Source organism: Mesorhizobium maamorense, from assembly GCF_044998965.1.
Lineage (GTDB): Bacteria > Pseudomonadota > Alphaproteobacteria > Rhizobiales > Rhizobiaceae > Mesorhizobium.
Map to the genome: position 1 here is coordinate 6,378,828 of NZ_CP173356.1, position 12,496 is coordinate 6,391,323.

14 protein-coding genes are annotated in these 12,496 nt (G+C 61.4%); 7 read left to right on the top strand and 7 right to left on the bottom strand.

Annotated elements, in window-relative coordinates; translation table 11 throughout:
- Window positions 1-380: 380 nt before the first annotated feature.
- The 4 genes from rpsT to ACIU1A_RS31770 form a co-directional block, all read right to left on the bottom strand.
- Window positions 381-647, bottom strand: coding sequence for a 30S ribosomal protein S20 (rpsT, locus tag ACIU1A_RS31755; RefSeq protein WP_140496747.1), 267 nt, complete (start codon window positions 645-647; stop codon window positions 381-383).
- Window positions 648-853: 206 nt separating this feature from the next.
- Window positions 854-1,627, bottom strand: a complete 774-nt coding sequence (locus tag ACIU1A_RS31760; protein ID WP_140496745.1) for an enoyl-CoA hydratase — start codon at window positions 1,625-1,627, stop codon at window positions 854-856.
- A gap of 41 nt (window positions 1,628-1,668) precedes the next feature.
- Entirely contained in the window at window positions 1,669-2,559 is an 891-nt protein-coding gene (gene mutM / locus ACIU1A_RS31765) for a bifunctional DNA-formamidopyrimidine glycosylase/DNA-(apurinic or apyrimidinic site) lyase (protein WP_404926142.1), read from the bottom strand.
- Entirely contained in the window at window positions 2,552-3,793 is a 1,242-nt protein-coding gene (locus ACIU1A_RS31770; protein WP_224671384.1) for a phosphopentomutase, read from the bottom strand. Before ACIU1A_RS31770 ends, mutM begins: the two co-directional genes overlap by 8 nt.
- Before the next feature lie 135 nt (window positions 3,794-3,928).
- On the opposite strand from ACIU1A_RS31770, the gene ACIU1A_RS31775 reads away from it, so the two are divergent.
- The gene (locus ACIU1A_RS31775; protein WP_404926143.1) at window positions 3,929-4,846 is read left to right on the top strand and encodes a phosphate/phosphite/phosphonate ABC transporter substrate-binding protein; all 918 of its coding nucleotides are present in this window, start codon (window positions 3,929-3,931) and stop codon (window positions 4,844-4,846) included.
- A gap of 6 nt (window positions 4,847-4,852) precedes the next feature.
- Here ACIU1A_RS31775 and ACIU1A_RS31780 read toward each other — a convergent pair whose 3' ends face one another.
- The 3 genes from ACIU1A_RS31780 to ACIU1A_RS31790 all read right to left on the bottom strand — a co-directional run bounded on the left by ACIU1A_RS31780 (window position 4,853) and on the right by ACIU1A_RS31790 (window position 6,646).
- Complete coding sequence (locus ACIU1A_RS31780; protein WP_404926144.1) at window positions 4,853-5,473, bottom strand: TadE/TadG family type IV pilus assembly protein; 621 nt, start codon at window positions 5,471-5,473, stop codon at window positions 4,853-4,855.
- 41 nt (window positions 5,474-5,514) lie between these two features.
- Entirely contained in the window at window positions 5,515-6,096 is a 582-nt protein-coding gene (locus tag ACIU1A_RS31785) for a TadE/TadG family type IV pilus assembly protein (protein ID WP_404926145.1), read from the bottom strand.
- 127 nt (window positions 6,097-6,223) lie between these two features.
- Window positions 6,224-6,646, bottom strand: a complete 423-nt coding sequence (locus ACIU1A_RS31790; protein ID WP_140496732.1) for a pilus assembly protein N-terminal domain-containing protein — start codon at window positions 6,644-6,646, stop codon at window positions 6,224-6,226.
- Between the two features lie 354 nt (window positions 6,647-7,000).
- Here ACIU1A_RS31790 and ACIU1A_RS31795 point away from each other — a divergent pair, with 354 nt between their 5' ends.
- The 6 genes from ACIU1A_RS31795 to ACIU1A_RS31820 all read left to right on the top strand — a co-directional run bounded on the left by ACIU1A_RS31795 (window position 7,001) and on the right by ACIU1A_RS31820 (window position 12,468).
- Window positions 7,001-7,180 carry a Flp family type IVb pilin gene (locus ACIU1A_RS31795; RefSeq protein WP_140496730.1) on the top strand — a complete coding sequence of 60 codons (180 nt, stop codon included), beginning with the start codon at window positions 7,001-7,003 and terminating at the stop codon, window positions 7,178-7,180.
- Between the two features lie 161 nt (window positions 7,181-7,341).
- Window positions 7,342-7,860: a prepilin peptidase gene (locus ACIU1A_RS31800; protein ID WP_404926146.1), complete on the top strand. Its 519-nt coding sequence runs from the start codon at window positions 7,342-7,344 to the stop codon at window positions 7,858-7,860.
- Between the two features lie 202 nt (window positions 7,861-8,062).
- Window positions 8,063-8,875: a Flp pilus assembly protein CpaB gene (gene cpaB, locus ACIU1A_RS31805; protein ID WP_140624818.1), complete on the top strand. Its 813-nt coding sequence runs from the start codon at window positions 8,063-8,065 to the stop codon at window positions 8,873-8,875.
- Window positions 8,872-10,392, top strand: coding sequence for a type II and III secretion system protein family protein (locus ACIU1A_RS31810; RefSeq protein WP_140639946.1), 1,521 nt, complete (start codon window positions 8,872-8,874; stop codon window positions 10,390-10,392). The genes cpaB and ACIU1A_RS31810 overlap by 4 nt, the downstream gene beginning before the upstream one ends.
- A gap of 14 nt (window positions 10,393-10,406) precedes the next feature.
- Complete coding sequence (locus ACIU1A_RS31815) at window positions 10,407-11,144, top strand: CpaD family pilus assembly protein (protein ID WP_140496714.1); 738 nt, start codon at window positions 10,407-10,409, stop codon at window positions 11,142-11,144.
- Between the two features lie 40 nt (window positions 11,145-11,184).
- Window positions 11,185-12,468: an AAA family ATPase gene (locus ACIU1A_RS31820; protein WP_404926147.1), complete on the top strand. Its 1,284-nt coding sequence runs from the start codon at window positions 11,185-11,187 to the stop codon at window positions 12,466-12,468.
- The last annotated feature ends 28 nt before the right edge of the window (window positions 12,469-12,496 follow it).

The following is a 12,496-nucleotide window of genomic DNA, read 5'->3' on the forward strand; positions in this document are numbered from 1 at the left end:
ACTATACTTTGACAAAGCCATTGTGATTCAAACCCTTTTCCGGCGAATATGAAAAAGCCGGGCTGGCGCGAAATTTTGTGAAATAAATCGCTTGACAGCCAGTTGTTCTCCTGGCGCTTCGCCGCGCTGTGGACAACGTGTGGATGACTATCTGTAACTAGCTGGGAAATATCGATTATTTCTGCGGAGGGAGAATTTTTTAGCCGACACTTTTCAAGTATCTGGACCATCAGCCGGCACGCATATGCCGGCAAAGCATTTCGGACCGCAAACTCCGCTTTCGACGCCGTTTCCGAGTATTCTTTTTAAGTGCTTGCCGGCAAACGAAAAAACCCGGCACTATCGGCCGGGTTTTCAGAAGATCAGTCCGGAAAGGGACGTCAGGCCGACAGCACCTTGAGGCGCTGGGCCAGCCGTGAAACCTTGCGGGCCGCGGTGTTCTTGTGGATCACGCCCTTTGTCGCGGCACGCATCAATTCCGGCTCAGCGGCCTTGAAAGCCGCCTGCGCGGCGGCCTTGTCGCCGGAGGCGAGCGCCTCCTCGACCTGGCGCACATAAGTGCGGACGCGCGAGCGGCGGTTTTTGTTGATCGCCGCGCGGCGGACGATCTTGCGCGTTGCCTTTTTGGCCGAGGATGTATTGGCCATGATGCCTCTCTTCTGATCTGGTCGGCGCATGCGGCATGCCGCAGGGCACAAAAAACAAACGGGCAGCCACAGGGCCGCCTCGGTTGGTGCGGCTTATAGTTCAGCTTTCCCGGCGCGTCAACGCTGGCTGGCGTTCTTTTTGGCTGTCGTCGCGCCGGAGCATTTTTTCAGCCACGCCGAAGCACTTGGCCCCCGGAGGTGCGCTGTCAGCGATTGGTGAAATTCGGCTTGCGCTTCTCGGCGAAGGCCGCCATGCCTTCCTTCTGGTCGTCGAGCGCAAACAGCGAATGGAACAGTCGACGTTCGAACCGCAGCCCCTCGGCGAGCGTCGTTTCATAGGCTCGGTTGACGGCTTCCTTTGCCATCATCACCGACGGCAGCGAAAAATCGGCGATCTTGGCCGCCGCCTTGACGGCCTCCTCGACAAGCTCGCCGGCAGGCACGACGCGCGAGACCAGGCCGGAACGCTCGGCCTCCGCGGCATCCATCATCCGCCCGGTCAGGCACATGTCCATCGCCTTCGACTTGCCGACGAACCGGGTCAGGCGTTGTGAACCGCCCATGCCGGGAATGACGCCGAGCGTGATTTCGGGCTGGCCGAATTTTGCCGTGTCGGCGGCGATGATGAAGTCGCACATCATCGCCAGTTCGCAGCCGCCGCCCAGCGCATAGCCGGCCACCGCCGCGATGATCGGCTTGCGCGCCCGGGTCAACTCTTCCCAGCCGACGAAAAAGTCCTTGATGTAGGCATCGACGTAGGAAATCGACTGCATTTCCTTGATGTCGGCGCCTGCGGCGAAGGCCTTCTCGGAACCGGTGACGACCATCGCGCCGATGCCGTCATCTGCCCCGAACACGTTTACCGCGGCCACCAATTCCGCCATGACCTGGGAATTCAGCGCATTGAGCGCCTTCGGCCGGTTCAAGGTGATCAGCCCGACCTTGCCCCTGGTTTCAACGACGATCGTTTCATAGGCCATGGCTTCGGCTCCTCTTCCAGGCAATTGAAGATCGATCTAGCTCACCGCTGACAGGTCCGGCAATAGAAGGTCGAGCGGCCGCTCTGCGTGATGCGCTCGATATGGCCGCCGCAGCCAGGCTTGGAGCAGGGTTCGCCCTCCCGGTCATACACCGCGAAGGAGTGCTGGAAATAGCCCAGCGAACCGTCGGTCTGCATGTAGTCGCGCAGCGACGATCCGCCGGCCGCAATGGCATCTGCGATGACCGAGCGGACCGCCACGGCAAGCCCCCGGCTTTGCTCACCCGCTTTCTTGCCGGCTTTGGCTATCGTGCCCGCCTCGCGCAGCGGCGACAGCCCGGCGCGCCATAGCGCCTCCGAGACATAGATGTTGCCGAGCCCGGCTATCAATCTCTGGTCGAGAAGAGCGGCCTTCAGCGGCGATTTCCGGCCCTTCAGCAGTGAGGCCAGCAGCACTCCGTCAAGCGCATTGCCGGTGGGTTCGACGCCGAGCCCCGCCAGCATCGGATGGGTGTCCGGCGGCCCTTCGCAAAACAGCATGAAGCCGAAGCGACGCGGATCGTTGAAAACCACGCGCGAGCAGGTGCCGTCCCGAGAGGCGACGTCGAAGATGACATGGTCGTGCGCCGAACTCTTCGACCGCTCGTGATGGAACACGCCGGGCATTTCGGCAGCGTCGGCCGTCTCGATGCGAAACGAGCCCGACATGCCGAGATGGCAGATCAGGGCGGGACCGCCTTCGAGATCCATCGTCAGATATTTGGCTCGGCGTCCGAGCGCCGTGATCGTCTTGCCGGTCAGCCGCTCGGCGAATTTTTCGGGGAATGGAAAACGCAGGTCCGGCCGGCGTGCCTCGGCCCAGATGATGCGGGCACCCTCCAGAACCGGCTCCAGCCCGCGCCGGACCGTCTCGACCTCGGGCAATTCAGGCATGGCCGCCCATATCCGGGTAAAAGGAAGTGCCGTAGCGGCCGTGCGCCAACCCGAGATGTTCGGCCACGGTTTCACCAATGTCGCAGAATGTCGTTCTCAGCCCGATGTCGCCGCCCGTCAGACCCGGTCCGATGCCGATCACCGGAATCCGTTCGCGTGTGTGGTCGGTGCCGCGCCAGGTCGGGTCGTTGCCGTGGTCGGCCGTCAGGATCAGCAGATCGCCCTGTCGCAATCTCGCGAATGCTTCCGGCAGTCGCCGGTCGAAGGCCTCGAGCGCGGCGGCATAACCTGCAACATCGCGGCGATGGCCGAACTCGGTGTCGAAATCGACGAAATTGGCGAAGACGAGATCGCCGTCGCGGGCCGCATCCATTGCATCAAGCGCCTGGTCGAACATGGCCATGTTGCCCGCGGCCTTGCGCACTTCCGAAATCCCCCGATGGGCAAAGATGTCGCCGATCTTGCCCACGGCGATGACACGGCTGCCACGCGCCGTCAGCCGGTCGAGCAATGTCGGCTCGGGTGGCGGCACGGCGTAGTCGTGTCGATTGTAGGTCCGCTCGAAAGTGGCTGCCGTCTCGCCGACGAACGGTCGCGCGATCACCCTTCCGATCCTCAGCGGATCAACCAGGCGACGCACCAGCTTGCAGAATTCGTAGAGCCGCTCCAGGCCGAAATGGACCTCGTGCGCGGCGACTTGCAGGACTGAGTCCACCGAGGTGTAGCAGATCGGCTTGCCCGTGCGGATGTGCTCCTCGCCGAACCGTTCGATGATCTCGGTGCCAGGCGCATGGCAGTTGCCGAGAATGCCCGGCACCTTGCCCTCGCGGATGATCGCCTCGGTCAGTTCGGCGGGAAAGGCTGGGATCGTGTCGGGAAAATAACCCCAGTCGAAACGCACCGGCAGGCCGGCTATCTCCCAATGGCCGGATGGCGTGTCCTTGCCGCTCGAAACCTCCTGGGCGGCACCGTGGAAGGCATTGTCGACGAGATCCGTCCCGAAAGCGGCAAAGCCCAGCCCCGTCGCGGTCTCGGCAGCCTTGCCAAGTCCGAGCGACGCCATGTTGGGAACAAACAACGGTCCCTGGCGAAGTCCTTCGCGATCGGCGCGGCCTTCCGCACAGGCCTCGGTGATATGGGCGAAGGTGTTGGCACCGGCATCGCCGTAGCGTTCGGCGTCGGCGGCGCCGCCTATGCCGAAGGAATCCAGGACGAAGAGGAAAGCACGCGCCATGAGGTCATTGTTGCCGGTTTGAGCATCCAGACATAGGGTTCCACGGCGGCATTGGCAATTCGGAAACCAAACGGCAACCGCTCGGCGCGATAGTCCGGAACCAATTCATTGACGGATCGCAGGACCGGGTCTCCCATGAAAGCTGCCCTGAAGGCATGCGCCGCTCTCATGATCGCGCAAGGCGCGGTCTGGTCCGGCTCGGCGCGCGCCGACTGGCGCGGCGATATCGGCACGTTTCGCATCGGCATCGTCGCCGAACCCGGCGCAGGCAACTCCGTTCCAGGCCTGGCGCGGTTGACCGAGGCCTTTACCAACGCGCTGGGCATGAAGGTGGAGTTCGTCGTTGCCCGCGACTATGCCGCGCTGATCGATGCGCAAGCCAACGCCCGCATCGAATATGCCGTCTACTCGGCGACCGCCTACGCAACGGCGTCACAGCGCTGCGAATGCATCGAACCGCTCGTGGCACCGGTCGATTCCGACGGCGCGGTCGGCATCCGCGCCGTGCTGCTGACGAAGGATGGCAAGGTGCCAAGTCTGGCGGCGATGGAAACCCACCGGATCGCCATGCCGCCGGCGGACAGCATTGGTTCTCTTTTGCCATTGGCCGGACTGGCCGCCGAGCACGTCAAGATCGCAGAGGACGCATCGTTTCTAGTTCATGCCGATTCCGCCTCGGCCGCGGAAGGAATGCTGGTCGATGGCCAGGCCGATGCCTTGTTCGGCTGGGCGGCGGCGGCGGCCGACGGCGAGCCAAGACTATCGGGCACGCAGGCAAGGCTCGAAGCCGCCGGGCTTTCGGCGACCGCCCTTCAAGTCGTATGGACGTCGGGTTTGCTGAGATATGGTCCCCATGCGGTGCGCAGCGATCTCGACCCGGAAGCCAAGCGCCGGTTGGCCGTCTTTCTCACCAATCTCAAATCGACGACGCCCGATTTCTACGATTTGCTGGAATCGAAGCATTCCGGCGGTTTCGCCACCGTGGTTCCCAAGGACTACGAGATGGCGCACGCCATCGTGCGTCTGGTGTCGGACGGTGGCGTGCGGCGATAGAGCTCGTCAGCAGTCGCTACAGGGGATCGTCAGGCTTCTGCGCGGACGCAGATAATAGGTCTCGCCCATCGATATATTGTTGAAGACCGTCGTCAATCCGGCCGTCTGTGAGCTGTCTGCGGACCAGGTGATGATCGGTTTGTAACCAAGTTTGCTTTCGACACGAATGAGAAAGGTGCCTGCGACCCTGAGCGTTGCCGGAACCGTGGTGGTTGCGGGCAGGGCGGTGCCGATACTGTAGACGCCATTGACCACCTTGCGCGACCACACCACGTTCACCCTGGGCGGCGTGTCGGTTGTGACCTGTATTGCCGTGATGGTGATATCCGGCGTCGAGCGATTGTAGGGCTGCAAGGTGGAGGTGCCGATTTTCATGATGGCATCGAGGTCCGCCTTGACGATGGTCGGCTGCTGCGTGACCAGATCCGCGACCATGCTGCCGATGCGGCTGACCTTCTTGCTGGTCTCGATGGCTTGGGAAGCCTCCATGGTGATGAAATACATGATCAGCAGGATGGGAACGATAAGGGCGAACTCGACCGCCGCGATGCCGCGGCGATCGCGTATGAAACCGGCCCACTTCCCCCAGCGTCCTGCCATTCCTGGATGTGCCCCCGCACGCATCATGCCCGTTGCCCTTTTTCTTGGCTTTTGCTTCCGCCGCGAACTCAGTTGTCGAATGGCTCGTTCTGCCAGGTCACCGATGCAAAATGCAGTGTCTTGTTACCGCCCATCGACTGAGCCAGAAGATCGGTCATGACGGGCCATTTGTAGAAGACCCGCAGCATGTTCTTCGATTCCGCCAGGCCTGGCGTGGTCGCGAAGGGCTGCGAGTTGGTGCCTTGCATCAAAATGATGTTGCCGTTGTCGATCTTGAAGCTAGCCGTGGCCGCGTCGGCGAACGTCGGATATTCGCGAAGGTCCACGTCCAACTGTTTGGCGCAATCCTGCGAGACGATGATCTCCAGTTTGTCGCAGATCATGGTCTTCAACTTGTCCCCGGCGACGTCGGCCGGTCTCAACTGCCCGGTGCGCAATTTGCGCGCTATGTCGTCGGTGATGTTGGCCATAACTTCCTGGCCGGCAAATGAGATGCAGCTTTCCAGGATGGCGAAGACAAGAACCGCGAACGGCAATGCGAGCAGCGCGAATTCCAGTGCCGTACTGCCGCGGCGGTCGCCGGCGAAGCGTGCGAAAAACCGTGCCCGTCTTGCCTTGCGGTCGCTTGTCGAGACGAATTCGATGCTCATGCTCTGATCCTGCCCATCCCCAGACGGTCTCGGCAGGTGTATTAGTGCAAACCAATTGAAGTCCGGTTTGAATGATCGTTAAAGTCGCCGCGGGCGTCTTAACCACCCGCTAACCTGGACCGCGCGCCTACCGGCTGACGCTCATCTCGGCTTCCGAGGATTTTTCGGCTTCGCTCTTGTAGGAGCTTTCGCAATAGGGCGTGCAGGACATGGTTTGAACTTCAGCGCGCCGGTAGATGCGCACCGACGAGGCGGCCTGCCGCACGACGGTGATCTGTTCATCGATGATCGGGCTGCCGTCCTGGTCGAGGACGACGAGGTTGGTGACGCCGAAGCCCTTGCCAGTCAGCACGATCGTCGAGGCGTCCTGCACGGACGCGTCGGCGATTGCCGGGTTGCCGACCACAATCGTGTCGGCAGGGCGCGACAGTTTGACGATCTTGGCCTGGTTCATGGTGACCTCGATGCCGGTGTCGGCCCTGGCGGGCATGACAAAGCTCACGGCGGCAAGAAGCACGGCAATCAGGATCGACGATTTCGGCTCGGCCATTGACGCGCTCCAGGCGGGCGGACTGTTCAACGGAACATGAACGAGATTGGTGAACCAACGGTTAAGCAGGCCCGGGCGCCATGTGCGGCGATCGTCATACGCGCCGGCCACACCCGGGTTCCTGTCGCGGATTGTGGTCGCGGAGCTATTTCTTTTGCGGCTGCTTGAGTGGGAATTGCGCCTCGGCCGGCACTTAGCCCATAGTTAACCACGCAATATGTTCCAACCGGGAAAGGAATCGGTAAGGCTGTTTATTAAGTCGATCGAAAGAGCTTCTCCCTAGATTGGCAGCATCCGATCAACCATCACAGAAGTTGACGGAAGTGCTGTAACACGTGGAGTAGGAGCTCTCGAATGTCTAATCTCATTGCACGTTTCGTAAAGGACGAATCCGGCGCGACCGCTATCGAATATGGTCTGATCGCCGCCCTCATCGCGCTTGCCATCATCGTCGGCGCCGGCGCGCTCGGCAACGCCATCAACGCCAAGTTCGAAGCTATCGGAACATCCCTGAACAACGTCCCGACGCCCTGAGCGACGTCAAGTATATTGAGCGCTCGGATTGCGTTCTGGACAAGGGTCGCCACCTGGCGGCCCTTGTTCTATTCAATGTCTTTCTGCTCTGAGCCTCATCAATCGTTAATCGAACATGCTTAGATTGAGTGCGGCTTAATCCGATAATAGGCACAGCGCCGATGCTTGAAGCCCTGATCTTCGTCGTCTTCCCGTTCTGCATGCTGTTCGCCGCTATCTCCGACATGCTGTCGATGACGATTGCCAATCGCGTGCCGGTGCTGCTCGTCGTCGTCTTCGCACTGGTTGCGCCGCTGACCGGCATGGAATGGGCGGCCTATGGCTGGCATTTCGCCGCCGGCGCGCTGGTTCTTGCCGTAACGTTCGGCCTCTTTGCATTGGGCGGCATGGGCGGCGGTGATGCCAAGCTGCTGGCCGCGACCGCCGTGTGGATGGGACTCAACATCCAGCTCGTCGAGTATCTCGTAGTCTCGACCTTCATAGGCGGCTTGCTGACGCTTGCCATTCTCGTCTACCGGAAGTCGCCGCTTGCGGTTTTTACCGGCCGCAATCCGTTCCTGCGTCACTTCGCGGACGAGACGACCGGGGTTCCCTACGGCATCGCGCTCGGTTTGGGCGGATTGCTGACCTACCCGGATTCGCCCCTGATGGTCTGGGCGCTGGCCAGGCTGGCGGCCTGACTTTACCGATCATTCCTTGGCTGTGTTGCGGGCTGGCTCCGCGGAGCGGGGCTGGCTGTTTGTCCGTGGCTGCGCAATACAGCTAATTTATGTAAACCTTAAATTAATCACGATCGTAAGCATTACATTAACCTTGTTTTGACGATTGCCGCTGCAAAGTCCGGCCTGGCTAGGTGGTTTGCCAAGGCGAGGGTTCGGACAGATGCCAGCATCCCGATTGATTATTCTGAGCGTGGCGGTCGCCGCGGCGGGTGGTGCTGGCTATGTTGCGAAGAACATGGTCGCCGCGCCGCCACCGCAGATCGTCGAGTCCGGTCCGGCGGCTCCCGCCGTGGCATTGCAGGACGTGCTTGTCCTGTCGGGCGATGTCACCATGGGCAGCCCGCTCGAGAACAACATTGCCTGGCAATCCTGGCCGGCTGACGGCATCAACGCCAATTTCATCACCAAGGCCACTGCTCCCGACGCCCTGGAGAAACTGAAGGCGTCCATAGCCCGTGTGCCGATGTATGCGGGCGAGCCGGTGCGGCGTTCCAAGCTGATCGGCGAGGGGCAAAGCTTCATGTCGTCGATCCTGCCCTCCGGCATGCGGGCGGTCGCCACGACGATATCGGCCGACACCTCCGCCGGCGGCTTCATCCTTCCGAATGATTTCGTCGACGTCATCATGACCCGCCGGGCCGATGCCAACAGCGGCGGCTCCGGCTTCAACACCGAAACCATCCTCAAGAACATCCGCGTCCTGGCGATCGACCAGACCATCCAGGAGGACGAGGAAGGCAAGAAGACCAGGGTGGGCCAGACCGCCACGCTGGAACTGACGCCCAAGCAGGCGGAGATCATCACCGTCGCCCAGCAGATGGCGGATCGCCTGACGCTCGCGCTGCGGGCGATCACGGACACCCAGGAAAAGAATTTGGATGAGGCCGACTATCTCGTTTCCGGCAATGGCCGCAAGGGAACAGTCAGGCTGATCAAATCGGGCGAAGTTTCCGAAGTGGGGGCAAGGAAATGAGGCTAAGCGGTAAACTGCCGGCGATAATGGCAGCGGCTTTCGGCCTGCTGCTCATTGGGACAAACGTGCAGAGCGTTGTCGAGGCCAAGAGTGCACAGGTTTCGGCTTCGGCGGCCACCCAGCGCGTCAAGCTCGGCCTCAACAAGTCGGTGGTCATCGACTTGCCGAGTGATGCCTACGACATTCTTGTCGCCAATCCGACCGTCGCCGATGCGGTGACCCGCACCGCGAGGCGCATCTACCTGTTCGGCAAGGCGGTTGGCGAGACCAACATCTTTGTGTTCGGGCCGAATGGGGAACAGATCGTCAGCCTCGATCTGGCCGTCGAACGCGACGTCGCAGGCCTGGAGGATTATATCAAGCGCTTCATCCCGACATCGGCCATCAAGGTCGAACTGCTGAACGACAACGTCGTTCTGACGGGAACCGTCGACACGCCGCTGGACGCCAAACGCGCCGTCGACCTGGCGACGATCTTCGTCTCGGGCGGTGAAGCGACGACAGGACAATATTCGCAGACCGCGGCCGGCGGCTCGGCCCAGAGTGGTGTCGACATTAACAATCCGGACCAGGAACGCCGCGTCTCGAAGATCGTCAATCTCTTGCAGATCATCGGCGACGACCAGGTCACGCTCAAGGTGACGGTCGCCGAAGTCAGCCGCTCCGTGATGAAGCAGCTTGGCGTCAACATGGTGGGCAGCGGCGGTAGCAACGGTATCAGCTATGACGCGATGAGCACCCCGGCATACGGGCTTGGGAAACCGCTGTCGCAATTCTCGGGAGCTTCGATCGGCACCTCGGCGCTTCAGGCGTATCTAAACGCAATGGAGCAAGGCGGCGTCATGAAGACGCTGGCGGAGCCGACCCTCACCGCCGTGTCGGGTGAGAAGGCAACATTCAAGGTCGGTGGCGAGTTCAATCTCATCACCAGCCGTACGAACAATGTTTCGGACGACAACAAGACAGGGCAGGTCACATACACCAACGACAAACTCGAATACGGCATCGGCCTGGAGTTTCAGCCGGTTGTGCTGTCGGCCGGTCGGATCAGCCTCAAGGTCCGGACGTCCGTGTCGGAGCCGACTGCCGAAGGCGCCACCACGCTGGAAGCTGCAGGCAGGTTGCCCGGAACCACGCTGTTGTCTATCCGCAAGCGACTTGCCGACACGACCGTCGAATTGCCGTCAGGTGGTTCTATGATGATCGCCGGCCTCGTCCGCGATGACGTCAGGCAGGCTGTCGCCGGCCTGCCCGGGCTGACAAAGATCCCGGTGCTCGGCACACTGTTCCGAAGCAGAGACTTCGTGCGCAACGAGACCGAACTGGTGATCATCATCACGCCCTATCTGGTGAAACCGGTGGCACGAAACGACCTTGCCAAGCCTGACGACAATTTCAACGCCGCCAGCGATGGCGCCGGTATGTTCCTGGGCCGAGTCAATCGTGTCTACGGCACAATGCAGACGGACAAGCCCAGCGGCCGTTATCACGGCGTCGTCGGCTTCATCTATAAGTGAACGGGGAAGCGGACATGTCTCAGTCAGCATTGCAGGCAAGGACCATCGCCATGACCACGCGCTCCGGCCGTTCGCGAATTCTCCGGCGCGCCATTCCTGCCCTGGCGGTGGCGATGGCGGCATTGCTGGCCGGCTGCGCCCAGCGCGACAGTGTCACCGTCGGCGCCATTCCAGACGACTACCGCACCAACCATCCGATCGTGATCGCCGAGAAGAACCAAAAGATAGACCTACCTGTCGGCGCGGGTGACCGCGGCATGACCGGCTCGCAGCGCGACACGCTCCTGGGTTTCCTCGACGGCTATGACAAGAGTGCTGCCCCGACGCTGACGATCCAGGTTCCGAGCGGCTCGGCCAACGAGGTCGCCGCCGCCGCCGCAGCGCGCGATTTCGCCCGGCTCGCGATTGCCGCGGGCGTCAAGCGCAACCGGATCGTGGTCGTCTCGTATCAGGCTGCCTCGAGCGAGACATCCGCCCCGATCCGCGTCGCCTATATCGCGGTGAAGGCCCAGACCGATAAATGCGGACGATGGCCAGATGACCTGCTGGAGACGTCTGAGAACAAACACTATGCCGATTTCGGCTGCTCCTATCAAAACAATCTCGCCGCCCAGATGGCCAATCCGGCCGACCTGATCGGGCCGCGCAAGCAGACCACCATCGACGCGGAAAATCGTGGCGCGGTGATCGACGTCTACCGCAGCAGGGGTATTTCGGACGAGTTCCTCGGCAATTCTGAAGTGACGTACTGAGCCGCGCCCTAAGGAAAAGAGAAGTCACGGAAAGATGACCATGAGCAATCTTGCCTATGACACCCCCGTGGACGGCGGTGAGACCTCGCCGCAGGACATCGCCGCGATGCAGGCGCTGCGGCCGGTTCCCCGCATCTCGATCCAGGCATTCTGCGAGACCGAGGGTGTCGCCAATCCAGTCGAGCGCGCCGGCGAGGACCGCCGCATGACCAAGGCCCATCTCAAGGTCCATATGGGCGGCGTCCCCACGGCCATCGAATTCTACCAGTCGGCGCCGACGCCGAACCTGATCCTGCTGGAGTCGCGCAGCGAACCCAAACAGCTGCTGGAACAGCTCGCGCAGCTCTCGGAATATTGCGACCCGTCTTCCAAAGTGGTGGTAATCGGCCACTACAACGATGTCGGCCTCTATCGCGAGCTCATCCGCTCCGGCATTTCCGAATATGTCATCGCGCCGGTGTCGATGGCCGACATCGTCAGCGTCATATCGTCGATCTTTGTCGATCCGGAAGCCGAGCCGCTCGGCCGCTCGATCGCCTTCGTCGGCGCCAAGGGTGGCGTCGGCTCTTCCACCATCGCCCATAACGTGGCTTGGGCGATGTCCTCCCTGTTCAAATCCGAGGTGGTCGTCGCAGACCTCGACCTTGCTTTCGGCACGGCCAACATCAATTTCGACCAGGATCCCGCGCAAGGCATCGCCGAAGCGGTGTTTTCGCCCGAGCGCATCGATGAAGTCTATCTCGACCGGCTGCTGACCCAGTGCGCCGAACACCTTTCGCTGCTCGCCGCGCCCTCGACGCTCGAACGCGTCTATGATTTCGATCCCGACGCCTTTACGCAGCTTGTCGACACCGCGCAGCGCACCGTGCCGCTCCTGGTGCTCGACGTTCCCCATGTCTGGACGGGTTGGACCAAGAACACCCTGATCAAGGCCGATGAAATCGTCATCACGGCGACGCCGGAACTGGCCAATTTGCGCAATACCAAGAATTTGGTCGACATGCTCAAACGGCTTCGTCCCAACGACTCGCCGCCCAAACTCATCATCAATCAGGCCGGCGTGCCCAAACGTCCGGAGATTTCCCCGTCCGATTTCGCCGAGCCGCTCGGCCTGGCCGCGATGGCGATCATCGGCTTTGACCCGCTGCTGTTCGGCAATGCCGCCAACAACGGACGTATGCTTGGTGAAATGGACGCCAAGAACCCGGTTGTCGCCACGATCAACGAAATTGCCCATGTGCTGACCGGTCGCAGCGAAATCCGGGTGAAGAAAAAAGCGGGTCTCGGAAATCTGCTCGGCAAGCTTTCGCGCAACAAGAAATGATGCTTCTTCAGTGGAATCGGTAGTCGAT

Bases quoted from the DNA above. Each gene is read 5' to 3' on its own strand.
- rpsT (WP_140496747.1), bottom strand. From the start codon at position 647: ATGGCCAATACATCCTCGGCCAAAAAGGCAACGCGCAAGATCGTCCGC.
- ACIU1A_RS31800 (WP_404926146.1), top strand. From the start codon at position 7,342: ATGCTTGAAGCCCTGATCTTCGTCGTCTTCCCGTTCTGCATGCTGTTC.
- ACIU1A_RS31785 (WP_404926145.1), bottom strand. From the start codon at position 6,096: ATGAGCATCGAATTCGTCTCGACAAGCGACCGCAAGGCAAGACGGGCA.
- ACIU1A_RS31820 (WP_404926147.1), top strand. From the start codon at position 11,185: ATGAGCAATCTTGCCTATGACACCCCCGTGGACGGCGGTGAGACCTCG.
- mutM (WP_404926142.1), bottom strand. From the start codon at position 2,559: ATGCCTGAATTGCCCGAGGTCGAGACGGTCCGGCGCGGGCTGGAGCCG.
- ACIU1A_RS31770 (WP_224671384.1), bottom strand. From the start codon at position 3,793: ATGGCGCGTGCTTTCCTCTTCGTCCTGGATTCCTTCGGCATAGGCGGC.
- ACIU1A_RS31815 (WP_140496714.1), top strand. From the start codon at position 10,407: ATGTCTCAGTCAGCATTGCAGGCAAGGACCATCGCCATGACCACGCGC.
- ACIU1A_RS31760 (WP_140496745.1), bottom strand. From the start codon at position 1,627: ATGGCCTATGAAACGATCGTCGTTGAAACCAGGGGCAAGGTCGGGCTG.
- ACIU1A_RS31810 (WP_140639946.1), top strand. From the start codon at position 8,872: ATGAGGCTAAGCGGTAAACTGCCGGCGATAATGGCAGCGGCTTTCGGC.
- ACIU1A_RS31790 (WP_140496732.1), bottom strand. From the start codon at position 6,646: ATGGCCGAGCCGAAATCGTCGATCCTGATTGCCGTGCTTCTTGCCGCC.
- ACIU1A_RS31795 (WP_140496730.1), top strand. From the start codon at position 7,001: ATGTCTAATCTCATTGCACGTTTCGTAAAGGACGAATCCGGCGCGACC.
- cpaB (WP_140624818.1), top strand. From the start codon at position 8,063: ATGCCAGCATCCCGATTGATTATTCTGAGCGTGGCGGTCGCCGCGGCG.
- ACIU1A_RS31780 (WP_404926144.1), bottom strand. From the start codon at position 5,473: ATGATGCGTGCGGGGGCACATCCAGGAATGGCAGGACGCTGGGGGAAG.
- ACIU1A_RS31775 (WP_404926143.1), top strand. From the start codon at position 3,929: ATGAAAGCTGCCCTGAAGGCATGCGCCGCTCTCATGATCGCGCAAGGC.